Origin of the sequence: Kitasatospora sp. NPDC048407, from assembly GCF_043200475.1 — a bacterium.
Taxonomy (GTDB): domain Bacteria; phylum Actinomycetota; class Actinomycetes; order Streptomycetales; family Streptomycetaceae; genus Kitasatospora.
Map to the genome: position 1 here is coordinate 1 of NZ_JBICXW010000038.1, position 26095 is coordinate 26095.

The following is a 26095-nucleotide window of genomic DNA, read 5'->3' on the forward strand; positions in this document are numbered from 1 at the left end:
ACATTCCGAACCCGGAAGCTAAGCCTCACAGCGCCGATGGTACTGCAGGGGGGACCCTGTGGGAGAGTAGGACGCCGCCGAACAATCATTCAGAAAAGCCCCTGTCCGGGAAACCGGACAGGGGCTTTTCTGTGTTCAGCCGCCCGCAGGGCACAGGGGACGTCAGGGGGTCTCGAAGTCGTGGATCTTGTCGGCGGCCGACCAGACCTGTTGGCCGTCGGCGTCGAAGGCGGCCAGGTCGACGGCGGCGCCGGGGGTGACGGCGTAGGCGAAGAAGGTGCGGCCGTTGTGGGGGTGGGTGAGGGGGACGGGTTGTGGGGGGTTGGCGGTGAGGTGGGCGACGGTGGGGTCAGCGGCTCCGTAGATGAGGAGGACGCGGGGGTCGAAGGCGTCCAGGGCGATGTTGAGGGGGGCCGTTCGGGAGACGGGGGGTTCGCAGCCGCTGCCGGCGGGGTGGCCGTCGACGGTGGCCTGGGTGCAGAGTTCGCCCGCGACGGACACCAGGTCGACCCGCCACGGGACGCCGTCCTGGGTGCCCTCGCCGATCAGCGCGACGGGGGCCGCGGAGGTGGAGATGTCGACGGTGGGTGGGTCGGTGGGGCGGGTCGGGGCGCAGGCGGTCAGGAGTGCCGTCAGGCAGGACAGGGCGAGTAGGCCGCGCCTCGAAGTCACGGGTTCCTCCGGGCAGTTGAGGCAGGCAGAAGGGGGCCGGCCCCGGTGTCGAGGGGGCCGGGGCCGGCCGCAGGAGGTTGGGCGGTGGGGTTACGCGGTGTACGCGGACGCGCAGGGGGCGGACGCGTCGTGGCCGCCGTTGTCCTTGCCGAACCACCGCAGGTAGTAGGACGTGCCGGTGTTGACGCGGATACCGCGCGGGTCGGTGTGGTTCCGGCCGTCGGCGCCGTAGCTGTAGCTGGAGAACACCTTGGTGCTGTTGTGGGTCCGGACGAGTTGCACGTAGAAGCTGCGGGCCGCGCCGCCGGAGCAGCCCTTTCCGCCGATCCTGATGGTGCTCTTGGCGGGGACGAAGTCCGTACTGGCGTGGTAGGAACCGCTGCCGAAGGACTGGGAGAACGCGCTGGCCGGGGCTGCCGCGAGGGTGAGGACGCCGGTGGCGGTCGCCGTTATGGCGGCGATGCGGGTGACGGAACGCCAACGAATTGCCATGCAATCGACGGTAGGAGCGGCGGGATCGGTCGACAACAAAGCATCCCTGAATTCACCGGATCAGGGGACGGTGCGGCCACTTGTTCGTGCCGCAACTCCGCGTGTGGGGCGCGGAGTTGGGCGTCAACACTGGTACGGGGTCAGCCCGTGGTTATGACCTGGAGGACCGGCGGGTACGCGGCGTTCTCCCGACTGTTGAGGTTCACCGCCAGGCCCACCCGGCCCGCCGGCTGGCCGACCGTCAGGGTGAGTGCCGGGTCGGCGGTGACGGCGGAGGTGACGTCCAGGGCCACCCAGTCGGCGGCGGTGGAGATCCGGCCCGTGCCGAGCGCCGCGCCGGGGGCGGGGCAGCGGTTCCAGGTGGCTGCTGTCTCCTGCCAGGCGCCGGGGGCGGTGGCGAAGGCCTGGAGGTCGGTCTCCGTGCCGCCGGAGTCCGCGACCGCGCCGCGCACCCAGAGCACCGCGCGCTGCACCGTCCCCGTCAACTGCGAGGTGTCGAAGGCGAGTAGCGCCCGCCGGGAGAAGCCGGAGCCCGAGGTGTTGGTGTTCTTCACCGTCAGGATGTTCGCCGTCCCGTAGTTGGTGTCGGCGTACGAGCCGTCCCGCACGTACGTGTCCCGCACCGGGGCCAGCAGCGCCGCGTTCGCGCCCGCCGCCGTGCCAGAGGTGCGCAGGGTCACGGTGCGGCTCGCGCCCTGGGTGCCGCCGAGTTCCGCCAGCAGTTGCACCGAGGAGCCGGTGGCCAGCACCGTGACGCCGGTTGCCGGGTCTGCCGAGACGTAGCCCGGGCGGGTCACCGTCACCTGCACCGTGGCGATGGTGCGGGAGGGGTCGGCCACCGAGATGTTCAGGGTGCCGCCCGACTCGCGGACCAGCACCGAGCACGGCGCCGAGACGGTGATCGGACCGGCGCTGCCCGCGGTGAAGAAGTTGGCGGCGGTGACACCGGAGGCAGAGTCGGAAATGGCCTGTACGGAGGGGGAGTTGGACAGCACGTTCACGGTGGGGGACGCCGCCCGGGCGGCCGTCGCCGCCGCGTCCGCGCCCGGCAGCAGCAGGTAGGCGTACCCGGCGTCGGACGGGTCGGTGCCGTGGTCGAACCAGAGGGTCAGGTAGCGGCGGGTCAACGCCTCCGTGGTGCCACCGGAGTTGACGTCGCGCCAACTGCCCGTCCGCGCCTCGCGCTTGGCACGCACCGTCGCGCCGCCCGGGAAGACGTAGCCGCCGAAGCCCGCGATCGCCATCGACTTCGCGGCGGTGAACTGCTGTGACCAGCCGAGCGTGACCGGCTGCGCCGTGCCGTCCACCGTGAGGGCGTGGGTGCCGGACGGACCCAGGTTGCGGTTCTCCACCACCGTCTCCACCGGAACGCCGTCGGTGCAGGTCAGGCCCGCGCCCAGGCAGACCACCGAATCGTCCAGCAGGAACCAGGACTTCCAGCCCGAGAGGGTGGACGACAACCCGCGCACCGCCTGCCCGACCGCCGCGTACGTGCCGTCGCTCGCGCCGCCCGCCCAGACGGCGTCCGGCCGGGCCGCGCCCCACGCGCCGCCCGCCGCGTCCGCCAGCTTCTTGGTGGAGACGGTCGTTCCGGGCAGGCGGTACGGGTCGACGGTCGGCCAGAAGGCGTCCGCGTACTGGCCGTTGCCCGTGGTCGCGTTCCACCAGGCCAGCAGGCCGCTGTTGGTGTGCCAGCCGCGGACGTTCTCGCCGTTGCCCGTCTCGTAGAACGTGGTGCGCGCCGAACACATCGACAGCGACACCGTCCAGGCCGGACGGCGCACCACCGCACGGTCCATCGCGAACACCCGCGCACCCGCCGGCTCCGCCGACGCCGACACCGCGCCGTCCGCCAACAGGGCCTGCGCGCGGGCCAGTTCGGGGACGTCGACGGCCGCGTCCGACAGGTACGGGCGGTAGTAGTCCCGGCCGATCCAGCCCTTCACCGCCGCCCGCCAGCGCGCCGACTGCGCGGCCGGCGCCGCACCCGAATCCGCCAGCCGCAGGATGTGGCCGATGATGGTGTGGCCGCGGCCGTGGTCGTCCTGCTGGAGGTGCAGCAGATCCGACGCCTGCAGGCCGCGGCTGCTCGCCCGGCCCACCACCGAGTCCATCACCAGACCGTTGAACAGGAACGGCGCGTACGCCGAATCCACCGCGTCGAACACGTTCTGCCGCTGCGGGTCCGTCACCTCCCACGAGGAACCCGCCAGCAGCGCGAACAGCCGGCTGAGCCCGCTCAGCAGCACCTCGCCGTACGAGCCCGTGTACGGCACCCAGGTGTGCTGGACGAACGAACCGTCCGGGTACAGGCCGTCGCCCGTCAGCACGTACGGGAACACCGGCGACAGCGCCGCCGACGCCGTCGCCAGCTTCGCCGCGCCGCGCCCGACGATTCCGCGCAGGGCCAGCACGCGGCAGAGGTCCACCCGGTTCGCGCCGGTGCTCGTTCCCGTGTAGGCGGCCACCTTGGAGTCCGGGACGGCGCGGTCGACGGCGGTGCAGTAGGCGGTGAGCTGGGCGGACGTCAGCTGCGGGGAGAGCAGGACGCAGGTGTCGAGCAGGGCCTGCGGCGAACCGATCTGCCAGTCCCACCAGTTGTCGTACGCCGTCGCCGTCGCGGTGTACGCCGAGGCGCACAGCTGGTCCAGGCCCGCCGCGACCGCAGCCGCCAGCGCCGCGTCGCCCGTCAGACCGGTGCCGGGCTGCGCCCAGGCCAGCGCCATGGTGCGCAGCCGGACGAAACTGCCGGTGATGTTCGCCGAGACCGAGCCCAGTGGCAGGTCCGGCCAGAGCGATCCCGCCGTGGGCGCCATCGCCTGCTGCTGCGCCCGGGCCCGGTCGCCGAGTGCCCGCAGCGCGGAGCCGAAGGGCTCGGCTGCCGGGTCGAAGCCGGTGCCGGTGAGCAGGGCGAGCCAGCGCAGGCGGAGTGTCTCGTAGGGGTCGGCGGTCGCGGCGGCGGCGGGGGTGGTGCCGGTGACGGCCAGGGCGAGGGCGCCGGCGGTGCCGGCCTGGAGCAGGGTGCGGCGGGACAGGGCAGGCAGGGACACGACGCCTCCGGGAGGGGGAGTGGGCGCGGGGGGAGGAGCGGGAAAGCGCTTTCCGGGTGCCGACGGTAAGCGCTTTCCCGTTGGGACGTCAACGGGTCGGGCACCCAATTGGTAAGCGCTTTCCAGCCCTTCGGCGTGCAGGTTTGCGTGCGAGGCGGCGCACCTGGCTCCGAGCCGGGTGCGAGCGGTGCGGGTGGCGTGCGGGCGGCGGGGGTCGCATGGTGGTGTGAGGGGTCGGTGTGCGGGGGCGGTCAGGTGTGAATACCTGACCATGCGTCAAGGTGCGCTCGGGTAGGGTGCGTTCGGCCTTTCGTGGCCGGCCTTCCGGGATCGGCCCGGGTGGGCCGGTGGGACGGGCGGGGACGGATGGGGACGGACGGGGACGGAGTAGCAATGCAGATCGGAATCATCGGAACGGGCACGGTCGGGCAGACGCTCGGCAGCAAGCTGGCCGCACTCGGCCACGACGTCGTCCTCGGCTCCCGCACCAAGGGCAACGCGGCCGCCACCGACTGGGCGGAGCGCAACGGACCGCGCGGCCGGGCCGGGACGTTCGCGGAGGCCGCCGAGTTCGGCGAACTCGTCATCAACGCCACCGGCGGCACCGTCGCGCTCGCCGCCGTCGAACTCGCCGGTGCGGACAACCTCGCCGGGAAGACCCTGCTGGACGTCTCGAACCCGCTGGTGTTCTCGCCGACCGGGGAGATGACGCTCGACCCGGTCAACGACGACAGCGTGGGCGAGCAGCTGCAGCGGGCCCTGCCCGGTACGCGGGTGGTGAAGGCGCTCAACACCGTGAACGTGGCCGTGATGGTGGACCCCGGCCGGATTCCCGGCGAGCACCAGCTGTTCGTGGCCGGCCAGGATGCCGACGCCAAGGCGCAGGTCACGGCGCTGCTCGGCGAGTTCGGCTGGCCCGCCGAGCGGGTCCTCGACCTCGGCGGGATCGACGCCGCCCGGGGCATGGAGATGCTGATGCCGTTCTGGATGCGCCTGATGCGGCACTACGGCCACGCCGACTTCAACTACTCGATCCGCACCGCGAACTGAGCCGAGTCCGAACACCAGGAGAGGCGCCACCATGAGCACCCCCGCCGAGCAGCCCCCGTACCTCCCGCTGGACGAGGACTGGGAGAGCGCACTCGCGATCGTCGCCCACCCCGACGACATGGAGTACGGCGCGGCCGCCGCCGTCGCCCGCTGGACCGGCCAGGGCAAGCGCGTCAGTTACCTGATGGTCACCAGCGGCGAGGCCGGCATCGACGGCCTGGAACCCGCGCAGTGCCGGCCGATCCGGGAACGCGAACAGGTCGAGTCCGCGGCCGTGGTCGGCGTCGACAGCGTCGAGTTCCTCGGTTATCCGGACGGCATCGTGGAGTACGGCCTGCCGCTGCGCCGCGACCTGGCCCGGGCGATCCGCCGGCATCGCCCCGACATCGTGATCACCACCAACTTCCGGGACACCTACGGCGGCGTGTTCCCCAACCAGGCCGACCACATCGCCGTCGGCCGGGCCACGCTGGACGCGGTGCGGGACGCCGGGAACCGCTGGGTGTTCCGCGAGCTCATGGTCTCGGGCCACCAGCCGTGGAACGGCGTCCGCCAGCTCTGGGCGGCCGGCTCACCGGACGGGCTGCACGCCGTCGACACCACCGACACGTTCGCCGCCGGAGTCGCCTCGCTGGAGGCGCACCGCGCCTACCTGGAGGGCCTGGGCGGGCAGATGGCCAACGCCGCCGAGTTCCTGGAGTCGATGGGGCGCGCGGCCGGAAGCCGCTTCGGCACCGCGTTCGCCGCGTCCTTCGAGGTGATCACGTTCCGCTGAGTCCCGGGGCCGGGCCGTCCTCGGTGGGGCCGTCCTGGGGCCGGTCCGGCCAGAGGTGGGCGAGCGTGCCGAAGAACCGCACCTTGGGCGCGTGCATGACCAGCGAGGCGGTCAGCAGGTCGGGGTCGAAGTCGGTCAGGCCGGTGGCGGCCTGGAGTCGGCGGAGACCCCGGAAGTCGTCGAGGAACTCCTGCCCGACGGTGTCGACGAGGTAGCCGTCGATCGGCGACCCGGTGGGGTCGAGCGGCGGGAGCGCGGCGGCCGTCCGGGGGCGGCGGCACACGGTCAGGATGTCGGTACCCAGTCTGGGCCCCCACTCCACGGCCACCACCTCGGACCAGGGAACGAACTCGAACCGTTTACCGAACCGGAAGAAGGTGACGCCGTACCGGTCCAGCTCGAAGACCTTGCGGCGACTGGAGCAGATTGCCACGATCGACAGCAGTACCGGGACGAGCACCAGCTCGATGTGGTCCAGGTCTGCGGCGAACGGCGTGAAGCCCAGCGCGATGACCGGAGTGAGGAGGGCGACAACGAGCACGGCGCGCCGCGTCCACCCCCACCGGACCACGTACGAATCGTCGAACTCCTGCATGTGCACCATGATTGCGGACAGCCTGCGGCCCGGGACAGACTGATCGGCGTTCGAGTTGCTGACGGTGTGTCAGCGGTGCCCGTTGCCGTCGGCCGGGACGTCGTCGCCGTTGTCCTGGTGCGGAATCCGGCCGGTGGTGTCCTGCGGCGGGCGGCGGCGGTGGCGCAGCCAGGCGCGGGTGACGAGCAGAGCGAGCACGGCGAGCACGGAGACCAGCAGCAGCACCTGGTAGCGGACGGCCTGCCGGTACAGGACGGTGATGTTGCTGCCCGCGAAGTAGCCGACGGCCGTCCAGACGCCCGCCCACAGCGCCGCGCCCGCGGCGTTGGCCGGCAGGAAGCGCCGCCACGGCATCTCGGTCGTGCCGGCCACCAGTCCGTTGGTCTGGCGCAGCCCGTCCACGAAACGGGCACCGGTGACCAGCAGGATGCCGCGGCGGCGGAAGAAGTCCTCGGCGCGGGCCATCCGCTCCGGCGTGAGCCGCACGTAACGCCCCCAGCGGTGGACGAACGCCAGGCCGCCGGTGCGTCCGATCAGGTAGGCCAGGCCGTTACCGGCGAACGCGGCCAGCACCGCGACGGTCAGTACCACCGGCAGCGACAGCTGCCCCGCGCCCGCGTAGACCGCGGCCAGCACCAGGATGGTCTGGCCGGGCACCGGGATCACACAGTTGTCGACGAACACCAGGACGCCCACCGCCAGATAGCCGTAGTCGTCCAGCAGCGGGGCGAGCTGGGCCAGTGGGCCCGGCAGGGGTGGGGGCAAGGCGGACCGTTCCTCCCACCGGGCCGTGGCCCGGGATCAGCGCTGCTCCTCGGCGAGTCGGTGCTCGACGACGCAGTCGGGGCCGGGGTAGACGAGGCCGGAGTGCCCGTCCTCGAAGCGGACCAGGTACGGCGGTTCGCCGTCGGTGCCGCGCACCTCGACGATCTCGCCCTTGCGGTCGTGCATGCCGACCGACCTGCTGTACATGTGGACGTGGTCTCCCACTGTGGCTTGCATCGCTGCTCCTGCGGTTCGGCGGACCGGTGGGACGGGGGCGAGCCCCTGGTTCCACTGTGCGGCGGCGCTCCGGGCCGTGCAATGGCGGAACCGGTCAGCCCACGGTGTGCGGCGGCGCGGTCACAGGGCGGGGGCGCTCGGTGTCCGTGGCTTCAGCTGCCGGTCGGCGGGGTGCTTGAGGGCTCAGCTGCCGGTCGGCGGGGTGGCGAGGTAGCTGCGGACCAGGCGCTTGCACTCGGCGATCAGCTGCGGGTCGCCGTCCGGGTCGGCGCGGAAGGCGAGTTTGAGCACGGCGTCCGCGCACTCCATGGCGACCCGCAGGGCGAGGGCGTAGCCGGGGGCGGTGAACAGTTCGCCGCTGATGGTGCGCAGGCGCAGGGCGACGGCCGCGTTGTTGTCGAGTTCGGCGTCCAGCAGGTGCAGGTCGTCGATCTCGGCGGGGACGGCGTCGACCAGACCGAAGTCGAGGTGGCCGAAACCGGGGAGGGTGCGCTTCATCGCGACGAACTCCTCGACCGCGAGGTCGGTGAACTCCGCGATGCCCGGCCGGCCGGCGGCGTCCACCCGGCGGGCCAGGCCGTCCAGGAAGGACGCCAGGTTGCGTTCGGCGAGCGCGGCGAGCAGGCCCTCCTTGCCGGAGAAGAACTGGTACAGGGTGCCGATCGGCACCTCGGCGCGCAGCGCGACCTCTTTGGTGGTCAGCCCCGCCGAGCCGACCTCGTCCAGCAGGCCCGCGCACGCGTCCAGCAGCCGCCCGTACCGCTCCTGGCTGCGCTGCTGCACCGGGCGGCGGCGGGCGCCGACCGCCGGGACGCGGGTGACGGAGAGAGGGGTGGAGGGCTGCGCGGTCATGGCGGACACTCTGCCGCATCCGGTCGCGTCGCGGCCAATCCCCGTGCCGGGCCGGCGGGGCGGTGTGATTGGGTGGCCGTTCGACGACGGAACGTTCCGGCGCTCGGGACGGCCGGTGGGGCGAGTGGGTGGCGGAGGTGGCGGGCGTGGACGGGCGGCCGGTGACGGTGCAGCGGGCCGGGCGGATCGAGGACGGGGGCTGCCGGCACCTGCTGGTGTGGCGGGCCGGCCCGGGTTGGCGGATGGTCAGCTCCGGGGTGCTCGGCGGCGGCCTGGGCGAGCGTCACTGGGTCCTCAACGCGCAGGTCCGCGCCGGGTACGGACGCCTCGACCCGGACGCGCACCTGGCCGAACTCGCCGTCGCGCAAGGCTTGGTGGGCCCCGGCGTGGGTCTGATGACGGCCGCCGAGGTGGACGCCTGCAGCTGGGCGGAGGACGGCGGCGTGACGGCCGTGGTCACCACCGGGATCGGGGTGCCGACGTGGGCGGCTGCCGAAGCCGACGTACCGTCAACCCCGTCCGATGCTGCCTACGTGCCGGGGACGATCAACGTGCTGGCGGTGGTCCCCGCCGCGGTGTCGGACGCCGGGCTGGTGAACCTGCTGGCGACGGCCACCGAGGCGAAGGTGCAGGCCCTGCTGGAGGCCGGTTACGACTGCTCGGGCACCCCGTCGGACGCGGTCTGCGTGGCCGTCCGGACGCCGGTGGCCGGTGCGCCCGTCGAGCCGTTCGGCGGCCCGCGCTCGTACTGGGGGGCGCGGTTGGCGCGGGCGGTGCGTGCGGCGGTGTTCGAGGGCGCGGTGCGGGACCGCGAGCGCCGCGCGGAGTGGGACGGGCCGCCGGCGCACCCGGCGACGGTTCCGGGCTGCGAGCTCGCCGACGTGCTTTCCGGCTGTGGCGCGGTCAGGTGCCGGGAAGGCGGTGCTGGTCGGTGACGAGCTGACGCTTTCCGGCTGTGGCGCGGTCAGGCGCTGGGAAGCCGGTGCTGGTCGGTGACGAGCTGACGCTTTCCGGCTGTGGCGCGGTCAGGCGCTGGGAAGCCGGTGCTGGTCGGTGACGAGCTGACGCTTCCGGGCTGCGGCGCTGTCAGGTGCCGGGAAGGCGGTCCTGGTCGATGACGTAGATCCGGGTGCGTTCGGGCGCGTCCGCGCAGTGCTTGCCGAGTTTCTCCCACCTGGATTCGGGTGCGCGCAGCGGCCGGTGGCACCGACGGCACCGGACGACCGGGGCGGGGCGGCGCTCGACGGCTGTCCCCGGCAGCGGTGGCTCGGTGGTTTTCAGGTCGGTGCTCATCCGTCAAGTTCATCATTCCGGTCCGGCGGCCGTGCGACGGGGGCCGGGAATCGGGGTCCGACCTCCCGTTCTCGCCCGGCTGCGGACCGCCCGGCGGCCCGGCCGGGGGTCAGGTGCGGCGTGGGTATTCTGGGCGCTCTGTGTCGACGGGGGGATCGGGGCGCCATGGTGAGAGTGCTGCTGGCCGAGGACATGCACCTGGTGCGCGGCGCCCTGCGGGCGTTGCTCTCCGAAGCCGGCGACATCGAGGTGGTGGCCGACACCGGGCACGGTGATCAGGTGGTTGCCACTGCCCTCGCCCACCGGCCCGACGTCGCCGTGCTGGACGTCGACATGCCCGGGACGGACGGTCTGACGAACGCGGGCGCGCTGCGTGAACGGCTGCCCGGCTGCCGGGTGTTGATCCTGACCGCGCACCGGCGGCCCGAGGTGCTGCGGGCGGCGCTCGCCGCCGGGGCGACGGGTTTCATGCCGAAGGACGCCCCGCCGGAACGCCTTGCCGAAGCGATCCGGACGGTCGCGGTCGGCGGCACCGCGATCGACCCCGAACTCGCCGCCCGCGCCCTCACCGCGCCCGCCAGCCCGCTCACCGAGCGCGAGGCGCAGGCCCTCGCGCTGGCGGCGGACGGCTGCGAGCCGCGGGAGATCGCCAAGCGCCTCCACCTGTCGGCCGGGACCGTCCGCAACTACCTGGCCGCCGCCCAGGTCAAGCTCGACGCCCGCACCCGCCTGGACGCCGTCCGGATCGCCCGCGAGGCCGGTTGGCTGCCCGCCGGGTAGCCGGTCGTCCGGCCTCAAGTGGCGGATGGGGTAAGGGAGTTGTTTCGGTCGACCGGGAGGCCGGCGTTCTGTCAGGGTGCTGTTGGCGACGGGCTGTTGCGCAGGACGCGCAGATCGCGGACCTGCCAGGAGATCCGGCGGACCTCGGGGCGGGGGCGGAGGTGGCCCCACTGGCCGGCCGAGACGGACAGGTTGACGATGATCCAGGCCCACCAGTCGGTGCCGACGCCCTGGCCGTCCGCGTGGACCTCGCGGCCGTCGACCGACCAGACCACCGAGCCCGTGCCGAAACGGCAGCTGACGGTGAACCAGGTGCCCGGGGTGACGAGTCCGTCCAGGTAGGCGGGGTTGCCCGGGTTGACGTGGTTGCTCAGCTCCAGCATCCGCGGGTGGTCCGGGTGGTACTCCAGGACGTCCACCTCGCCGTGCCCCGGCTGGGACCGGCCCGCGGCGAGGTCCCGTCCCCACGTCCAGATCGCCGGCCACGCGCCCTGGGTGGACGTCAGCAGGCACTGCGCCTCCAGTACGTCTTCCGGCCGGAGTTCGAAGCCGCCCTGAGTGTTCTCCGTGGTGACCAGTGGCGTCCGCCAGCTGAACGGGTTCTCGCGCACCGCCGTGAACGTGTCGCCGTCCGGCCCGAAGCCCGCCACCAGGTGGTCCAGCTTGTTGTCGCCGCTGTTGCGCCCGTCGGGCGGGTACGCGGACGAGGCGCCGGCCGCCCACTGCGAACTGTCCGAGAACGGGGCGTCGAAGACGACGACGGGCTCGGCGGGTTCGGGTGTGGTGAGGCTGCCGTTCGGGGGGATCACTTCGGTCACCGGACACTCTCCCGGGTCGTGCGATTGGTTCATCCAGGGGCATTCCCGGCGAAAACGTTCCACACCGCCCGACCCACCGGCGCACAGAGGTGCGAGCTCCGGCGAGGGGGCGTGCGCGGGCGTGGGCGTGGGGCCGGCGGGCCGGTGGGGTGTGGCACAGTGGCGCGATGAAGACGATCGGCCTGCTCGGCGGCATGAGTTGGGAATCCACGGCGCAGTACTACCGGCTGCTCAACGAGTTCACCCGGGACCGGCTCGGCGGCCTGCACTCCGCCAAGTGCGTGCTGTACTCCGTGGACTTCGCGGAGATCGAGCAACTCCAGGCCACCGGGCAGTGGCAGGCGGCCGGCGAGATGCTCGCGGACGCCGCGAGGTCCGTCGAGGCGGGCGGCGCGGACCTGCTGCTGATCTGCACCAACACCATGCACAAGGTCGCCGAACAGGTCGCCGGGGCAGTCGGCATCCCGCTGCTGCACCTCGGCGACGCCACCGCGGAAGCCGTGCTGGCGGCGGGAGTTCGGCGGGTCGGACTGCTCGGCACCGCGTTCACCATGGAGCAGGACTTCTACCGCGAGCGCCTGGCCGGCCACGGACTGGACGTGATCGTGCCGGACGCGGCCGGGCGGGAGCTGGTGCACCGGGTGATCTACCAGGAGCTGTGCGTCGGGGTGGTCCGGGAGGAGTCCCGCGAGGCCTACCGGAAGGTGATCGCGGAGCTGGTGGCGGCCGGGGCGGAGGGGGTCATCCTCGGCTGTACGGAGATCGAGCTGCTCGTCAGGGCGGAGGACAGTCCGGTGCCGGTGTTCCCGACGACCCGGATCCATGCGGCGGCGGCGGTCGAGGCTGCGCTTTGACGCGAGGCTGCGCTTTGACGCGAGGCCGCGCTTTGACGAGTGAGGGTGCGAAAACAGGGGCGCGGGGAACTGCGCGAAGCGGAAGACCCAGACCGCAAGATCGCGACCCAGAACAGTGACTTGCACGTGCTCGCGCCCCTACGGACGGGCTTGCGCTTGTCGCGCAGTCCCACGCGCCCCCGGTTGTGCTCTCCCTGGTTTCGCACCCGCTCACGTCGAGAGGGTGACCGCCAGGGTCCAGTGGTTCGGGGCGTCCGGGCTGGTGGTGAAGGTGGCGTGGTGGGTGGTGGCGCGGGTGGTGAGGTTGGGGGTGCCGTTGCCCGGGGGGTGGGGGCCGGGGTGGGGGTGGTTGTTGGTGAGGCGGAGGCCGGTGGGGGTGAGGGTGAGGGTGCAGTGGGTGGCGCGGCTGTGGCGGAGGAGATTGGTGATGCCCTCGCGCAGGGCGGCGGCGAGGAGGGGGCGGGCGGCGGTGGGGGTGGTGTCGGGGGTGCCGGTGAGTTGGAGGGTGATTCCGGCGGCGGTCAACAGGGCCTGGGCGGAGGCGAGTTCGCGGGTGAGGTCGAGTTCGGTGTGGTCGGCGGGGATCGCGCGGAGTTCGGCGAGGGCGGCGGCCTGTGGCAGGTGGTCGGCGTCGGGTTCGCGGAGGGCGAGTTCGGCGGTGACGGCGATGGCGGTCAGGCCGGAGCCGAGCAGGTCGTGGACGTCGCGGGCGATGCGTCGGCGTTCGCGGGCGACGGCCAGTTCGGCCAGTGCCCGGCGGGCCTCGCGGACGCGGTGCACCAGGGTGGTGAGCAGCGTCAGGCCGTAGTAGACGAGTGCGATGGTGACGACGTCGACGGCCGCCGTCCCGCTGACCGTGCCGGCCGCGAGCACCGCCGCGCCGAACGCGGGCCAGCCGGCGGCGGGGGGCAGCAGGACGAGTGCGGAGGCGGCGGCGAACGCGAGCAGTTGCGGGTGCGGGCCGTCCGGTCCGAACAGCACGGCGACGGCGAGGGCGCACTGGATGGCCCACGTCCAGAGGTAGCCGGGTGGGTGGATCCCCGGTGGGCGGGGGAGTGAGTGGTGGACCTGGAGGCCGGTGACGAGCGTCAATGCGCCGAGGGCAGAGGTGAGTTGGAGGGGGGTGAGGGCGAGGTCGGTGAGGTAGGCGATGCCGACCGCCAGGTAGCCGAGGTGGACGGCGACCAGGATGGGCAGTACCAGGGCGGGCATCGGGCCGTCCGGCGCGGGGGCGGGGTACGGGGGTTCGGGTGTCGCGCGGACCCCCGCTGCGGCGCGGCGGGCGGTGGCCGCGACGGCCGTGGCGTCGCCGTCGGCGGCGAGTCGCAGGATGGCCGCCAGGGGGACGCCGATCGCGGCGTGCAGTTCCTGGGCCGCGCGTTGCCGTTCCGACGCGACCTGTGCGGCCGCCAACTGGTCGCGGGCGGCGTGGAGTTCGGCGTACAGGTGGAACAGCCGGGTGAGCGCGTACACCGTCAGGCCCTGGGCGAGGGCGTTGCTCGCGCCGTTCGCCGCCCGGTAGCCGCCGTCCCCGGCGAGGGCCGCCGCGCCCGCCACCACCAGCGCGAACAGCGCCCAGCGCACCGGGCGGCGGACCAGGAGGAGTACTGATGCGGCGGCGAATCCCGGGACGCCCGACCAGGGGGCGAGCAGTAGTTGGGCGGCCAGCGTCCACGCCCCGCGCAGCCGGGTCGTCCACGGCAGGCAGTGCACCGCCTGCACGGCCAGGGCCAGCAGCGCGGCGGGCGCCGGCCACCAGCCGCCGGCGGCCGGTGCGGCCATCCCGAACATCGCGCCCAGCAGCACCAGCGACAGCACCACCGGGCCGGGCAGGCCCTCGTCCTCGTCCTTCGTTCCCCCGAACACCCGGCCATTGTGCCCGAGTTGATCATCCGGGTGGCGCGCCCGTCGGCGGGTGGACGGCGCGGCGCGCGCCGATGTGCCAGGCGCGAGACGCTGGAGAGGAGGCACGGACTCGTAGGAAGTTGCCATGACTCACAAGGCTCGTTGCGGGCCAGAGCGGGATCCGGAGTTCTCCAGGGAGCTCGACGCGGTGTTCGCGAAGCACCCGGAGATATTCGGTGCGGTGCCTGGCCGTCGAGGCCGAGGTGCTGAAAGTGGACTTCACGAAGCAGGTCGGGCTCTCGCGCATCGAGGGCGACCGGATCGTGATTGAGTTCCGCAGCCGCGACGCCTTCGGGAACGACTTCGGGAACGACTTCGGGAACGGCTTCGGGAACGACGGCGAGGCGAACCCCGGTGCTGCGAGTGGATCGGAAAGTCGCCGAACCAGACCTGTGCTGTCTACTGCAAGGTCTGAACTGCCAGTGGGCCGGGCGTGCCCCGGTCGGCGGGTGGAGAGCGCGGCGCGCGCCGTCGTGTCGCCGGGGAGAAGCTGGAGTTGAGAGGACGGAGTCGTAGGAGGTTGCCATGACTCACAGGGCCCAGTGCGGGCCGGAGCGGGACCCGGAGTTCTTCAGGGACGTGGCCGAGGTGTTCGCGAAGCACCCGGGGGCGTCGAGGAGATACTCCGTGCGGTGCCTGGCCGCCGTGACCGAGGCGCTCGGGGTGGACTTCACGAAGCAGGTAGGGGTGTCGCGCGTCGAGGGGGACCGGATCGTGACCGAGTTCCGCAGCCGCGACGAGTTCCCGCACGAGGGTGAAGAGGAACCGCCGTGCTGCGAGTTGGCCGGCGATCCGCCGCACGAGTTCTGCGTCTGTTACTGCGGGCTCTGAACTCGCAGCAGCACGGACTGGCAGGAGGTTGCCATGACTCACAAGGCGAAGTGCGGGCCGGAGCGGGACCCGGAGTTCTTCAAGGACGTGGCCGAGGTGTTCGCGAAGCACCCGGGGGCGTCGAGGAGATACTCCGTGCGGTGCCTGGCCCTTGAGGCCGAAGTACTGGGAGTCGATTTCACGAAGCAGGTCGGGGTGTCGCGGATCGAGGGGGACCGGATCGTGACCGAGTTCCGCAGCCGCGACGAGTTCGGGAACGGCGAGGACGAGCCGCCGTGCTGCGAGTTCGGCGGTGATCCGCCGCACGAGTTCTGTGTCCGGTACTGCTTGTACTGAACTGTCGGAAGGCCGGGCTCGTGCCCCGGTCTGCGGGTGGACGGTGCGGCGCGCGCCGGAGTGTCGTGGGGGGCAGGGTGCGTGCCGCAAGGCGGGGTGCGTGCCGCAGGGCAGGGTGCGTCCCGCAGGTGGGGGATGTGCAGAATGCATGCCGGGAGGTGCGTCAGGCACTGCACCGACCCCCGTGCCCGGCGCGATCGTTGAGGCATGATCAATCGCCGAACCGCCGCCGTTCTCGGTCTCGCCCTCGCCGCCGCCCTGCTGCCGACCGCCGCGCACGCCGCCGCTCCCGTCGCCCCCGCCACGTTGGCCGGGCTGATCGACCGGACGGTGGCCGAGCAGTTGGGCCGGGACCGGATACCGGGGGCCGCCGTGGCCGTGGTGAGTGCGGACGGGGGCGTGTTCACCCGGGGTTACGGCGTCGCCGATGTCGCTGCCGGGACGCCGGTCGATCCGGACCGGACCGGGTTCTATCTCGGGTCGCTGGCCAAGCTGTTCACCGCCCAGGCCGGTGCCCAGCTGATCGTGGACGGGCGGCTCGACCCCGGCGCCGACGTCAACCGCTACCTCCCGGCCGGCAACCGGATCCCCGACAGCTTCCCCGGGCACCCCGTCACCACCGACCACCTGCTCACCCACACCGCCGGTTTCGACAGCGATCTGGTCGGCGTCAACTCCACCACGCCGCAAGGGATTTCCGGCCTCGCCGACAGTCTTGCCGCGCACCGCCCGGCCCGGGTCCGCCCGCCCGGGACGGTGATCGCGTACGACAACTACGGCGCCGCGCTCGCCGGGCTGGTGGTCGAGCGGGTCAGTGGACGCCCGTTCGCCGAGCAGCTGCGCACCCGGGTCCTCGACCCGCTCGGGATGACCCGGACCTCGTTCGCCCAGCCGCACCCCGACGGGCTGCAACCCGCCCGCGGCTACCGGCCCGACGGCGCGAACGGTTGGGTGGAGGACCGCGGCCAGTACGGCCCGTGGACGCCCAGCGGCCCGGGCGGGATCACCACCGCGGCCGACATGGCCCGCTGGCTGCGCGCCCAACTCGCCCCCGACGCCGCCGGCCGGCTGATGCAGACCACCCACTACCGGCAGGATCCCGTACTGCCCGGCATGGGCTATGCCTACGAGGGCTGGACCCGCGACGGTTTCACCGGCTGGTTCAAGGACGGCGACCTGCCCGGCTTCCACGGCAACCTGCTGGTGCTGCCCGAACAGGGCCTCGGCATCTACGTGGTGTACAACGGCGACGGCGTGGACGGCGCGGCCAACTGGGACGGCAAGGAGCTGATCCGGGCCGTGGTCGACGCCCTCCCCGGCGCCAAGTCACCTTCGGGGAGCGGTAGTTCGGGGAGTGCGGCGGAGGCCGGGAAGGTCACCGGGACGTACCGGGCCGCCCGGGTCAGCCGGGACAGCCTGATGCGCACCGAGGAACTGTTCGGCTCCGTCACCGTCACCGCCGAGGGCAGCGGCCTGCGCACCGAAGGGCTCGCACTCGACCCCCGGCACCCCGAACAGCACTGGCTGCCGCTCGGCGGCGACCGCTACCGGGAACGCGACGGGCAGGCCGAAATCGCCTTCCGCGACGGGGTGTTGACCGCGTCCGACAACCCGTCCACCGCCTACCAGGCACTGACCTGGCGGCAGGATCCCGGCCCGCGGCTGGCCGTCCTCGGCGTCGCCCTGACCGTGCTGCTGGGCGCCGCCGTCGCCGTCCCCGCCACCGCGATCGGTCGCCGACTGTGCCGGCGCCCCGCCCATCCGCGGCCCGCGCAGGCCGCCCGCGCCGCCGCCGCCCTCGCCGGGCTGCTCGCCGCCGGATTCCTCACCGCGCTGCTCGCCCTGGTCTCCGACGGCAACGCCATGATGGAGGCCGTCCCGCTCGGCACCCCGCTCGCCCTCGCCCCCACCTGGTGGGGCGCGGCCTTCCCGCTCGCCGCCCTCGCCGTCACCGCCGGCGCGGTGGCCGGCTGGCTGCGCCACTGGTGGCGCCTGCCCGGCCGACTCGCGATGACGGTGACGGCGCTGGCCTGCTGCGCGTTCACGGCCTTCCTGGCCCAGTACCACCTGATCGCCGGGCCGCTCGGCGCGCTGCTCGGCTGAGCGGCGTGGCGATCAGCTCAGACGGGTGACGCAGAACGGGTGGCCGGCCGGGTCCAGCAGGACCCGCCAGCGCTCGTCCGGCTGGAACTCGGGGACGACGGCGCCCAGTTCGACCAGTCGGGCCTGGGCGGCGTCCAGGTCGGCGACGTCCAGTTCGATGTGGGCCTGCTTCGCCCCGGACTCGTCCGGCCAGGACGGCGGGCGGTGGTCGGCCACCCGGTTGAACCCGAGGCCGGCCGCGCCCTCCTGGCCGAGCAGGACGAAGTCGTCGGTGGAGTAGACGACGGGCAGGCCGAGGGCGTCGCCGTAGAAGCGGGCCAGTTCGGCCGGGTCCGCGCAGTCGAAGGTGACGGCGGCGTAGCGGATTGCAGGTGCGGAGGTGTTTCCAGTGCTCATGGGGGAGACGCTACGACCGGACCAGGACAGGTTCGGTCCTGGTCGTGCGGCACACTTCGGGGCGTGCTCACCACCTCCGCCCGGCTGCTGCGCCTGGTCTCCCTGCTCTCCACCCGGCCGTCCTGGACCTGCGGCGAACTGGCCGAGCGGCTGGCCGTCACCGACCGCACGGTGCGACGGGACATCGCCCGGCTCCGGGAGCTCGGCTACGGCGTCGAGTCCGACGCGGGCCCGTGGGGCGGCTACCGGCTCCGCCCGGGGGCGCGGGTGCCGCCGCTGATCCTCGACGAGGAGGAGGCGCTCGCGGTGGCCGTCGGGCTGCGCGAGGCCGCGCTCAGCGGCGTCCTCGGTGGCGACCAGGCCGCGCTGTCGGCGCTGCTGAAGCTGCGTCAGGTCCTGCCGCCGCGGGTCGCGGAACGGCTGGGCGAGCTGGACGCGGCGCTGGTGCACACCCCCAGGAACGGTGAACCGCCGCTCGCACCGGGCCAGTTGCTGGAGCTGGCCGCCGCCTGCCGGCGGGGCGAGCGAAGCCGGCTGTCGTACCGCGACCAGCACGGGAAGGCCACCGTCCGGGACGTCGACCCGTACCGGCTGGTCAGCACCGGGCGCCGGTGGTACTTCGTCGCCCGGGACGTGGCGCGCGCCGAGTGGCGGACCTTCCGCGCGGACCGGGTCGGCCGGATACGGCCCACCGGACGCCCGGTGGAGATCGTCGACCCGCCCGATCCGGCACTGCTGGTCGCCGACTCGCTCGGACGCGCGACGTACCCGCTGTACGTGACGATCCGGCTCCCACTGCCGCTCGACCGGGCGCTGCGCCTGATCCCACCGACCGTCGGCACCCACCGCCCCGACGGCCCCGACGCCACCATCGCCGAGATCGGCGGCCCCGACGCGGACGGCCTGGCCGGCTACCTGCTCGGTCTTGCCACACCGCTGCGGGTGCTGGCGCCGGACGAGGTGCGGCAGGCAGTGGTGCGGCGCACCCGGGAGCTGCTCGACGCCAACGCGTGATCCATCGGGGTTGATGTTGATCTGTGGTGGACGCCACTTTGGATTAGCCAGCGTCTGCAACTATTGTGGACGCAAGTAAGGGGCGTTTGCATCAAATGTTCCGCCCTTCGACCCCTTAGCAAAGGCAACGCTGTGACCCTCAAGAACCTCCTCCCCGGCAAGCTCGGCTTCGGCACCGCCCCGCTCGGCAACATGTTCCGCGCGATCCCCGACGACCAGGCCCGCGCCACCGTCGAAGCCGCCTGGGACCAGGGCATCCGCTACTACGACACCGCCCCCTTCTACGGCGCCGGCCTCGCCGAGGAACGCCTGGGCGAGGTGCTCTCCACCAAGCCGCGCGACTCCTACGTGCTGTCCACCAAGGTCGGCCGGGTCATCCTCGACGAGCACGAGACGGACGTCCCCGACTTCGGTGAGAAGGGCGGCCTGTTCGAACACGGCAACCCGAACCGGATCGTCCACGAGTGGACCGCCGACGCCACCGAACGCTCCATCGAGGGCAGCCTCAAGCGCCTCGGCACCGACCGCCTCGACATCGTCTGGGTCCACGACATCGCCCAGGACTTCCACGGCGACGCCTGGCTCGCCAAGTTCGAAGAGGCCCGCACCGGCGCCTTCCGCGTGCTGTCCCGGCTGCGCGACGAGGGCGTCATCAAGGCCTGGGGCCTCGGCGTCAACAAGACCGAGCCGATCGAACTCACCCTCGCCCTCGACGAGCCGCAGCCCGACGGCTTCCTCCTCGCCGGCCGCTACACCCTGCTCGACCACGAGCACGCCCTCCAGCGCCTGCTGCCGATGGCGCAGGAACACGGCGCCGAGATGGTCGTCGGCGGCCCCTACAGCTCCGGCATCCTGGCCGGCGGCACCCACTTCGAGTACCAGCAGGCGCCCGCCGAGATCGTCGCGAAGGTCGCCCGGCTGAAGGCGCTCGCCGAGCAGCACGGCGTCGGCATCAAGTCCGCCGCCCTCCAGTTCTCCCTCGCCCACCCGGTGGCCGCCGCCGCCGTCCCCGGCGCGACCCGGCCCAGCCGGATCGCCGAGGACACCGCCGCGCTGAACGAGACCGTCCCCGCCGCGTTCTGGCGCGACCTGCGGGCCGCAGGCCTGGTCAGCGCCGCCGCCCCGCTGCCCGCGGGCGCCTGATTCCCGTCTCTCCCCGATCCAGGAGGATCGACCATGGCTTCCACCTCCGTCAGCCGCACCGTCCCCGCCACCCCCACGCAGGTCTGGAACCTGATCGGCGGCTTCGACTCCCTCCCCGACTGGCTGCCCTACATCCCCGAGAGCACCGCCCTCGAAGGCGGCCGGGTCCGGCGCCTGACCAACCCCGACGGCGAGGTCATCGTCGAACGGCTCGTCGGCTTCAACGAGGCCGAGCGGCACTACAGCTACGCCATCCTGCAGGCGCCGTTCCCGGTCGACGGCTACGTCTCGACCATCCGGGTCCACGCCGTCCCCGGCCGGGACGACCTCGCCGAGGTCCAGTGGTCCGGCCGCTTCAACCCCGTCGGCGCCACCGAACAGCAGGTCGTCGACCTGTTTACCGGCATCTACGCGGACGGCCTCGACGCCCTCCACCAGGCCCTCACCGCCTGACGCCGCACACCACCCGCACGGCCCGGACACGCACCCGCGTGGCCGGGCCGCGGCATGCCCGGCGGAGCCCACGACGTCCCCCGGGGCCGGGGGGCGGGGGAACGCGGGGCTAGACTGGCGGCGGTCGCGACGCCAGGGTGCGTCCGGAGTGTGAGGAGGTGAGAGCCGTGGAGTGCAGTAGTCCGGGTCGAAGTCGGCCCCGCTCCGGGAAGTTCTCACCCGCTCCCGGCCCCCGGACCCTCCGTCCACGCACCGCCCGCTGAACGCCCCGCGTTCCCCGGCCCTGCCACGCGGACGGACCACCGGGGCCGGCCGTCGCCCCCCGCGCGGGGTGCGACGGACCCAGACCCGTGGAGGTACCCCGCCATGTCCGACTGGCGTGTGCGCGCCGTGCGCGCAGGCAAGCGACCGTTCGGCCGCAGCCCCCGGCTCGTCTCCGACCACTCCGTGGCCCCCGAGCACTCGATGGACCCGCGCTCCGACCAGAACGCCGACGACCGCGAGCCCGCCACCGCGGAACGCTCCGTGGTCGACGCCGCCGTCTACCGCGACGGCCACCGAATAGAGTCCCCCGCGAGCCTCGCCGAGATCTACCGCGACCTCCCCGGCAAGCCCGGCACCATGGCCTGGATCGGCCTCTACCGCCCCGCCGAAGCCCAACTCGTCGAAGCCGCCGAGAAGTTCGACCTCCACGAACTGGCCCTCGAGGACGCCATCGTCGCCCACCAGCGCCCCAAGCTGGAACGCTACGGCGACACCCTCTTCGTCGTGCTGCGCGCAGCCCGCTACCTCGACGACGTCGAAGAAGTCGACTTCGGCGAGATCCACCTCTTCGTCGGCCCCGACTTCGTGGTCACCGTCCGGCACTCCCAGTCGCCCGACCTCTCGAGGATCCGCGGCCGCCTCGAAGCCGACCCCGACCTGCTCGCCCTCGGCCCCGAAGCCGTCCTCTACGCCGTCCTGGACGCCGTCGTCGACGGCTACGCCCCCGTCATCGCCGGTCTCCAGCACGACATCGACGAAATCGAGACCGAAGTCTTCGGCGGCGACCCCCGCGTCTCCCGCCGCATCTACGAACTCTCCCGCGAAGTCATCGAACTCCAGCGCGCCACCGGCCCCCTCCTGGAAATCATGCGCGCCCTCGAAGCCGGCTTCCAGAAGTACGGCACCGACGAAGAACTCCAGCGCTACCTCCGCGACGTCGCCGACCACGCCACCTACGCCGCCGAACGCGTCGACGGCTTCCGCCAGATGCTCCAGAACATCCTCACCGTCAACGCCACCCTGGTCTCCCAGCGCCAGAACGAGGAAATGAAGCAACTCGCCGAAGCCGGCCACGTCCAGAACGACGAGATCAAGAAGATCTCCTCCTGGGCCGCCATCCTCTTCGCCCCCACCCTCATCGGCACCGTCTACGGCATGAACTTCGACGAAATGCCCGAACTCCACTGGGCCTTCGGCTACCCGTTCGCGATCGGCCTGATGGGTGTGGTCTGCGGGAGCCTCTACCTGATCTTCAAGAAGCGCAACTGGCTGTAGCCGCGGCGGCGGTCATTGCGGCCGACGACAAGAAACGGGCGGACAAGGACGAGGACCCGCTGCGCCGTAAACCGCTCCTCGCGCCACTGGCCCCTGCGGAGTCCGGGGACCTGACCGTCGCCATGTGGGATGTCCTGCACACCCTGGCGTCGGTGACCGCGCTGTCGGAGAAGGGTGCGGGGCGGGGGCTGGCGGAGCACTCGCCGGCGTGGTGACCGTGCACGCCCTCCAGGCCCCGGGCCGGGGCGGCCGGCTCCACCTGCCGGACGGAGAACAGCCGGTGAGTCTGGACGGACAAGCCAGAGACCGGCCACCGGTCGGGGGCGACCACGATGCCGCACCCGCGTGGCACCTCGGGCCCAAGGACTTCCGCTGGTTCCAGGAGGCCCTCGGCCGGACCGAGGCGGCCGGCCTGATGGCGTTCACCGACTCGGGCGACGGCACCGCGCAGTATCTGACAGACCACCAGGGGGCCAAGCGCTTCGACGGCTACGAGCACGCCGCCGGCGTCGGCCGCCGGGGCATCGAGAAGACGCTCCTCGGAGTTCCGTACGTCGGCACCGACCACGTCTTCCGGCTGAACGGCCGCCGGGTCGAGGCGTACTCCGGTGTGGACGCGGAGCTGTTCGACCTGCTGAGGAAAGGGCGAGTGGGGGAGTATCGCGCCGCCGTGCACGAGACCCACAAGATCCGGCCCTGGCTCGGCCGGGACAAGGAGTGGGGCGGTCCCGTTTCCGTCCACCCGGACGGGTCGGTGTTCGCGATTCGGGTGATGAAGAGTCGGCCGTGCGACGGCTCCTGCGAGAAGTGACCGACCGTCAGAGCGTCCAGTCCGGGCAGTACTGGACGTGGAGTTGGTGGGCGACAGTCGGAGTTTCGGCCGGGTTCTCAGGCCGGGACGACCAGGGCCAGGTGGCCGTCGAGGCGGCGGTAGAGGAGGCGGCCGCGGCGGGTGGTGGGGTCGGTGAAGAAGAGGTAGGGGAGTTCGGCGGTGGTGAGGCGGGTGGCGGCCTGGGCGGCGGTGAGGGGTGGGGCGGGGTGGGGGCTGAGGGTGAGGGGGGTGGCGGGGTGGGCCGGGGGTGCGGCGGGGAGGGTGCGGGCCAGGCGGTAGCCGGTGGGGCCGACGCGGTGGACGACGGCGTCGGTCTCGGTGGCCGGGTCGGTGAAGAGGTGGATGTCGTAGTCCATGGCGTCCAGGGTGCGGACCGCCGCGTCGGGTGAACACCACACCAGCGGGGCCGACTTGATCCGGACGATGCGCTCGGTGCCGGTGGCCGGGACGCCGATCCCGCGGTCGTTTTCGGAGGGCCAGGGCCGGGGCCGCCAGCTGGAGGAGACGGTGCGGATGCGCCGGCTCAGCTCCTCGGCGAGCCGGTCGGCGGCGTCGCCGATGGTGCGTGCGGCCAGTTGGACCCGGACCCGGCGCCCGTCGACCTCGGCGTTGACCTGGGCGAGCACCCGTCCCGGCGCGCCGGCCAGGCGGATCCGGACGGCTTCGACCAGCGCGGAGGCGTCCCGCGCGACGGCGTTGACCCGGGCCCGGGCAAGGGCGGCCGCCTCGCCCGGCAGGCCGGCCGGGTGCAGGGGGATCGACTCGGCGACGTCCATGGCTGTGCTTCCTCCGGGGGGAGAAGGGGTTCAGTGCGGGCGGGTGCGGTTCAGGGCGACCAGCAGGATCAGCAGGCACAGGCCGACCGACCCGGCGACGGTCACCACCGCGGAGCCGGCCGGGCCGGGGCGTCCCGCCAGCAGGGTCGCGGCGGCGGTCGCGGCGGCGATCGCGAGTCCGCCGGTCACCCAGCCGACGGTGGCGGCGGAGGGGCGCACGCCGCGGACGGTCGGCAGGTCGTACGGCAGGCTGCCCCAGGCGCGGTCCTGTTCGCGCCGGTCGGCGCTCCTCTCGGCTGCGGCGAGGACCCGCAGCGCCGCACCCGACAGGGCGCCGGTGAGGGCCGCCCCGAGCGGGACGTGCCAGCTGAGCGGGGTGGTGAGCAGGATCGCGGCGGCGGCCAGTCCGGACCACCAGAGCAGGCAGCCGGTGGCGGCGAGGCGGGCGGCGCGCGGGCGGTCCGCGCCGGCCCGGAGGTCGAGCAGCGCGGGCAGGTACCAGGCGCTGCCGGCGGCGGTGAGTGCGGCGGTGCCGAGGGCCAGGACGGGGTGGGCCATGGCGGGTCCTCCAGAGCTGAGGGGTGCCGTCCCCGCCCCGCCCGTGCCGGGAGATACGGCGGGGCGGGGACGGCGGTCGTGGGTCCGTCGGCCCGGGAGCGGGGGCCGGCGGGGGTTGCAACGGTCGGAACGGTCAGTCCTCGGAGGAGGACGCGGCGAGCTTGCGGCGGTCGCGCTCCGAGAGGGAGAGCTTGGCCGGGGTGACGTCGGCGAGGTGCGGAGCCGGCTTGCCGTGGTTCTCGATGTAGTCGAGCGCGGCGATCTCCGGGTGGTGCAGGTCGAACGCCGGGGACTCCGAGCGGATCTTCGGCAGCTTGCTGAAGTTGTGCCGCGGCGGCGGGCAGGAGGTCGCCCACTCGAGCGAACGGCCCCAGCCCCACGGGTCGTCGACGTTGACCTTCTCGCCGTACTTGGCGGTCTTCCACACGTTGTAGATGAACGGGAGGATCGACAGGCCGAGCAGGAACGAGCCGATGGTGGAGATCATGTTGAGCGTGGTGAAGCCGTCCGCGGCCAGGTAGTCGGCGTAGCGGCGGGGCATGCCCTGGGCGCCCAGCCAGTGCTGGACCAGGAAGGTGAGGTGGAAGCCGATGGTGAGCGTCCAGAAGGTGATCTTGCCGAGGCGCTCGTCCAGCATCTTGCCGGTGAACTTCGGCCACCAGAAGTGGAAGCCGGCGAACATCGCGTACACCACGGTGCCGAACAGCGTGTAGTGGAAGTGCGCGACCACGAAGTACGAGTCGGAGACGTGGAAGTCCAGCACCGGCGCGGCCAGCAGCACGCCCGTCAGGCCGCCGAACAGGAAGGTGACGAGGAAGCCCGTCGCCCACAGCATCGGTGTCTCGAAGGACAGTGAGCCCTTCCACATGGTGCCGACCCAGTTGAAGAACTTCACACCGGTCGGGACCGCGATCAGGAAGGTCATGAACGAGAAGAACGGCAACAGCACCTGGCCGGTGACGTACATGTGGTGCGCCCACACCGTCACCGACAGGCCGGCGATCGCGATGGTGGCGGCGATCAGGCCCGAGTAGCCGAACATCGGCTTGCGGCTGAACACCGGGACGATCTCCGAGACGATGCCGAAGAACGGCAGCGCCAGGATGTACACCTCGGGGTGGCCGAAGAACCAGAACAGGTGCTGCCACAGCATCGGCCCGCCGTTCATCGGGTCGAAGACGTGCGACCCGAACTTGCGGTCCATCTCCAGGGCGAGCAGCGCGGCCGCCAGCACCGGGAAGACCATCAGCACGAGCAGCGAGGTCAGCAGCACGTTCCAGGCGAAGATCGACATCCGGAACATCGTCATGCCGGGCGCGCGCATGCAGATGATCGTGGTGATGAAGTTGACCGCGCCGAGCACGCTGCCGAAGCCGCTGAACGCCACACCCATGATCCACATGTCGGCGCCGACGCCGGGGGAGTGGATGGCGTCGGACAGCGGCGCGTAGGCGAACCAGCCGAAGTCGGCCGCGCCCTGCGGGGTGAGGAAGCCGGCCGCCGCGATCAGCGAGCCGAACATGAACATCCAGTACGACAGCATGTTCAGCCGCGGGAACGCCACGTCGGGCGCGCCGATCTGCAGCGGCATGATCCAGTTCGCGAAACCGGTGAACAGCGGCATCGCGAACAGCAGCAGCATGACCGAGCCATGCATGGTGAACGCCTGGTTGAACTGCTCGTTGGAGAGGATCTGCGTCCCCGGGCGGGCCAGCTCCGCCCGCATCACCAACGCCAGCACGCCGCCGATCAGGAAGAACGCGAATGCGCTGACCAGATACATCGTGCCGATCGTCTTGTGATCGGTTGTGGTGAGCATCCGCACTATCGCGCTGCCCGGTGTGCGTCGTGGAGCGGACTCAGCCGTCCCTCGACTCGCCTCGATGGCAGCCATCGGCCGCCCTCCTTCGTCCTTGCCGAACCTGGTGGCGCCGCCGCCCGACGGGCCGTCACCCGCCATGACAGGAGACGGACGA

At 72.5% G+C, this 26095-nt stretch carries 28 protein-coding genes and 1 rRNA gene; 15 read left to right on the top strand and 14 right to left on the bottom strand.

Going from position 1 to position 26095, the window contains the following annotated elements:
- Window positions 1-83: ribosomal RNA gene (gene rrf / locus ACGFWJ_RS35230) — 5S ribosomal RNA — on the top strand; the annotation flags it as partial.
- A 79-nt stretch (window positions 84-162) separates the two neighbouring features.
- Here rrf and ACGFWJ_RS35235 read toward each other — a convergent pair.
- From ACGFWJ_RS35235 to ACGFWJ_RS35245, 3 genes are all read right to left on the bottom strand, one after another.
- Window positions 163-672, bottom strand: a complete 510-nt coding sequence (locus ACGFWJ_RS35235) for a hypothetical protein (RefSeq protein WP_392956762.1) — start codon at window positions 670-672, stop codon at window positions 163-165.
- A gap of 90 nt (window positions 673-762) precedes the next feature.
- On the bottom strand, window positions 763-1164 hold the full coding sequence (locus ACGFWJ_RS35240) for a hypothetical protein (protein WP_392956764.1): 402 nt from the start codon (window positions 1162-1164) through the stop codon (window positions 763-765).
- Between the two features lie 140 nt (window positions 1165-1304).
- Window positions 1305-4214, bottom strand: coding sequence for a polysaccharide lyase family 8 super-sandwich domain-containing protein (locus ACGFWJ_RS35245; RefSeq protein ID WP_392956765.1), 2910 nt, complete (start codon window positions 4212-4214; stop codon window positions 1305-1307).
- Between the two features lie 393 nt (window positions 4215-4607).
- Between ACGFWJ_RS35245 and ACGFWJ_RS35250 the strand changes: the two genes are divergently transcribed.
- Entirely contained in the window at window positions 4608-5264 is a 657-nt protein-coding gene (locus tag ACGFWJ_RS35250; protein ID WP_392956767.1) for an NADPH-dependent F420 reductase, read from the top strand.
- Window positions 5265-5295: 31 nt separating this feature from the next.
- Complete coding sequence (locus tag ACGFWJ_RS35255; protein WP_392956769.1) at window positions 5296-6039, top strand: PIG-L deacetylase family protein; 744 nt, start codon at window positions 5296-5298, stop codon at window positions 6037-6039.
- Here the strand turns inward: ACGFWJ_RS35255 and ACGFWJ_RS35260 are convergent.
- The 4 genes from ACGFWJ_RS35260 to ACGFWJ_RS35275 form a co-directional block, all read right to left on the bottom strand.
- Window positions 6026-6634 (bottom strand): hypothetical protein, encoded by a 609-nt coding sequence (locus tag ACGFWJ_RS35260; protein WP_392956771.1) that lies wholly within the window; start codon window positions 6632-6634, stop codon window positions 6026-6028. The two genes, ACGFWJ_RS35255 and ACGFWJ_RS35260, sit on opposite strands and share 14 nt — an antisense overlap.
- Window positions 6635-6703: 69 nt before the next feature.
- Window positions 6704-7399: a DedA family protein gene (locus ACGFWJ_RS35265; RefSeq protein WP_392956773.1), complete on the bottom strand. Its 696-nt coding sequence runs from the start codon at window positions 7397-7399 to the stop codon at window positions 6704-6706.
- Between the two features lie 36 nt (window positions 7400-7435).
- Window positions 7436-7636 (bottom strand): DUF1918 domain-containing protein, encoded by a 201-nt coding sequence (locus ACGFWJ_RS35270; RefSeq protein ID WP_387648964.1) that lies wholly within the window; start codon window positions 7634-7636, stop codon window positions 7436-7438.
- Window positions 7637-7819: 183 nt separating this feature from the next.
- On the bottom strand, window positions 7820-8488 hold the full coding sequence (locus tag ACGFWJ_RS35275) for a TetR family transcriptional regulator (RefSeq protein ID WP_392956775.1): 669 nt from the start codon (window positions 8486-8488) through the stop codon (window positions 7820-7822).
- 128 nt (window positions 8489-8616) lie between these two features.
- On the opposite strand from ACGFWJ_RS35275, the gene ACGFWJ_RS35280 reads away from it, so the two are divergent.
- Complete coding sequence (locus tag ACGFWJ_RS35280; RefSeq protein WP_392956776.1) at window positions 8617-9423, top strand: adenosylcobinamide amidohydrolase; 807 nt, start codon at window positions 8617-8619, stop codon at window positions 9421-9423.
- A 151-nt stretch (window positions 9424-9574) separates the two neighbouring features.
- On the opposite strand, the gene ACGFWJ_RS35285 is transcribed toward ACGFWJ_RS35280, so the two are convergent.
- Window positions 9575-9781, bottom strand: a complete 207-nt coding sequence (locus ACGFWJ_RS35285) for a DUF6011 domain-containing protein (protein ID WP_387648972.1) — start codon at window positions 9779-9781, stop codon at window positions 9575-9577.
- Window positions 9782-9946: 165 nt separating this feature from the next.
- Between ACGFWJ_RS35285 and ACGFWJ_RS35290 the strand changes: the two genes are divergently transcribed.
- Window positions 9947-10561: a response regulator gene (locus ACGFWJ_RS35290; RefSeq protein ID WP_392956778.1), complete on the top strand. Its 615-nt coding sequence runs from the start codon at window positions 9947-9949 to the stop codon at window positions 10559-10561.
- 71 nt (window positions 10562-10632) lie between these two features.
- Here ACGFWJ_RS35290 and ACGFWJ_RS35295 read toward each other — a convergent pair whose 3' ends face one another.
- Entirely contained in the window at window positions 10633-11379 is a 747-nt protein-coding gene (locus ACGFWJ_RS35295; RefSeq protein ID WP_392956780.1) for a beta-glucanase, read from the bottom strand.
- A gap of 167 nt (window positions 11380-11546) precedes the next feature.
- Between ACGFWJ_RS35295 and ACGFWJ_RS35300 the strand changes: the two genes are divergently transcribed.
- Window positions 11547-12233: an aspartate/glutamate racemase family protein gene (locus ACGFWJ_RS35300; protein WP_392956782.1), complete on the top strand. Its 687-nt coding sequence runs from the start codon at window positions 11547-11549 to the stop codon at window positions 12231-12233.
- A gap of 210 nt (window positions 12234-12443) precedes the next feature.
- Here ACGFWJ_RS35300 and ACGFWJ_RS35305 read toward each other — a convergent pair whose 3' ends face one another.
- Complete coding sequence (locus ACGFWJ_RS35305) at window positions 12444-14099, bottom strand: sensor histidine kinase (protein ID WP_392956783.1); 1656 nt, start codon at window positions 14097-14099, stop codon at window positions 12444-12446.
- A 251-nt stretch (window positions 14100-14350) separates the two neighbouring features.
- On the opposite strand from ACGFWJ_RS35305, the gene ACGFWJ_RS35310 reads away from it, so the two are divergent.
- The 4 genes from ACGFWJ_RS35310 to ACGFWJ_RS35325 all read left to right on the top strand — a co-directional run bounded on the left by ACGFWJ_RS35310 (window position 14351) and on the right by ACGFWJ_RS35325 (window position 17408).
- A complete protein-coding gene (locus tag ACGFWJ_RS35310) occupies window positions 14351-14638 on the top strand; it encodes a hypothetical protein (protein ID WP_392956785.1) in 288 nt (95 codons plus the stop codon).
- Window positions 14639-14663: 25 nt separating this feature from the next.
- Window positions 14664-14969 carry a hypothetical protein gene (locus tag ACGFWJ_RS35315; RefSeq protein ID WP_392956787.1) on the top strand — a complete coding sequence of 102 codons (306 nt, stop codon included), beginning with the start codon at window positions 14664-14666 and terminating at the stop codon, window positions 14967-14969.
- A 33-nt stretch (window positions 14970-15002) separates the two neighbouring features.
- Window positions 15003-15305: a hypothetical protein gene (locus tag ACGFWJ_RS35320; protein ID WP_387867344.1), complete on the top strand. Its 303-nt coding sequence runs from the start codon at window positions 15003-15005 to the stop codon at window positions 15303-15305.
- A gap of 207 nt (window positions 15306-15512) precedes the next feature.
- Entirely contained in the window at window positions 15513-17408 is a 1896-nt protein-coding gene (locus ACGFWJ_RS35325) for a serine hydrolase domain-containing protein (RefSeq protein WP_392956789.1), read from the top strand.
- A 12-nt stretch (window positions 17409-17420) separates the two neighbouring features.
- Here the strand turns inward: ACGFWJ_RS35325 and ACGFWJ_RS35330 are convergent, their stop codons facing one another.
- Window positions 17421-17804: a VOC family protein gene (locus tag ACGFWJ_RS35330; RefSeq protein ID WP_387867340.1), complete on the bottom strand. Its 384-nt coding sequence runs from the start codon at window positions 17802-17804 to the stop codon at window positions 17421-17423.
- Between the two features lie 63 nt (window positions 17805-17867).
- Here ACGFWJ_RS35330 and ACGFWJ_RS35335 point away from each other — a divergent pair, with 63 nt between their 5' ends.
- The 5 genes from ACGFWJ_RS35335 (at window position 17868) to ACGFWJ_RS35355 (ending at window position 22764) form a co-directional block, all read left to right on the top strand.
- On the top strand, window positions 17868-18818 hold the full coding sequence (locus tag ACGFWJ_RS35335; protein WP_392956791.1) for a helix-turn-helix transcriptional regulator: 951 nt from the start codon (window positions 17868-17870) through the stop codon (window positions 18816-18818).
- Window positions 18819-18950: 132 nt separating this feature from the next.
- On the top strand, window positions 18951-19961 hold the full coding sequence (locus tag ACGFWJ_RS35340) for an aldo/keto reductase (protein WP_392956792.1): 1011 nt from the start codon (window positions 18951-18953) through the stop codon (window positions 19959-19961).
- Window positions 19962-19994: 33 nt separating this feature from the next.
- Complete coding sequence (locus ACGFWJ_RS35345; RefSeq protein ID WP_392956794.1) at window positions 19995-20414, top strand: SRPBCC family protein; 420 nt, start codon at window positions 19995-19997, stop codon at window positions 20412-20414.
- Window positions 20415-20780: 366 nt separating this feature from the next.
- Entirely contained in the window at window positions 20781-21953 is a 1173-nt protein-coding gene (locus tag ACGFWJ_RS35350) for a magnesium and cobalt transport protein CorA (RefSeq protein ID WP_392956796.1), read from the top strand.
- Between the two features lie 208 nt (window positions 21954-22161).
- Window positions 22162-22764 (top strand): hypothetical protein, encoded by a 603-nt coding sequence (locus ACGFWJ_RS35355; RefSeq protein WP_392956798.1) that lies wholly within the window; start codon window positions 22162-22164, stop codon window positions 22762-22764.
- 77 nt (window positions 22765-22841) lie between these two features.
- Here the strand turns inward: ACGFWJ_RS35355 and ACGFWJ_RS35360 are convergent, their stop codons facing one another.
- The 3 genes from ACGFWJ_RS35360 to ctaD all read right to left on the bottom strand — a co-directional run bounded on the left by ACGFWJ_RS35360 (window position 22842) and on the right by ctaD (window position 26013).
- Window positions 22842-23561: a sigma 54 modulation/S30EA ribosomal C-terminal domain-containing protein gene (locus ACGFWJ_RS35360; RefSeq protein WP_392956800.1), complete on the bottom strand. Its 720-nt coding sequence runs from the start codon at window positions 23559-23561 to the stop codon at window positions 22842-22844.
- A 30-nt stretch (window positions 23562-23591) separates the two neighbouring features.
- Entirely contained in the window at window positions 23592-24119 is a 528-nt protein-coding gene (locus ACGFWJ_RS35365) for a hypothetical protein (RefSeq protein ID WP_387649016.1), read from the bottom strand.
- Between the two features lie 133 nt (window positions 24120-24252).
- Window positions 24253-26013, bottom strand: a complete 1761-nt coding sequence (gene ctaD / locus ACGFWJ_RS35370) for a cytochrome c oxidase subunit I (protein ID WP_392956802.1) — start codon at window positions 26011-26013, stop codon at window positions 24253-24255.
- Between the last annotated feature and the right edge of the window lie 82 nt (window positions 26014-26095).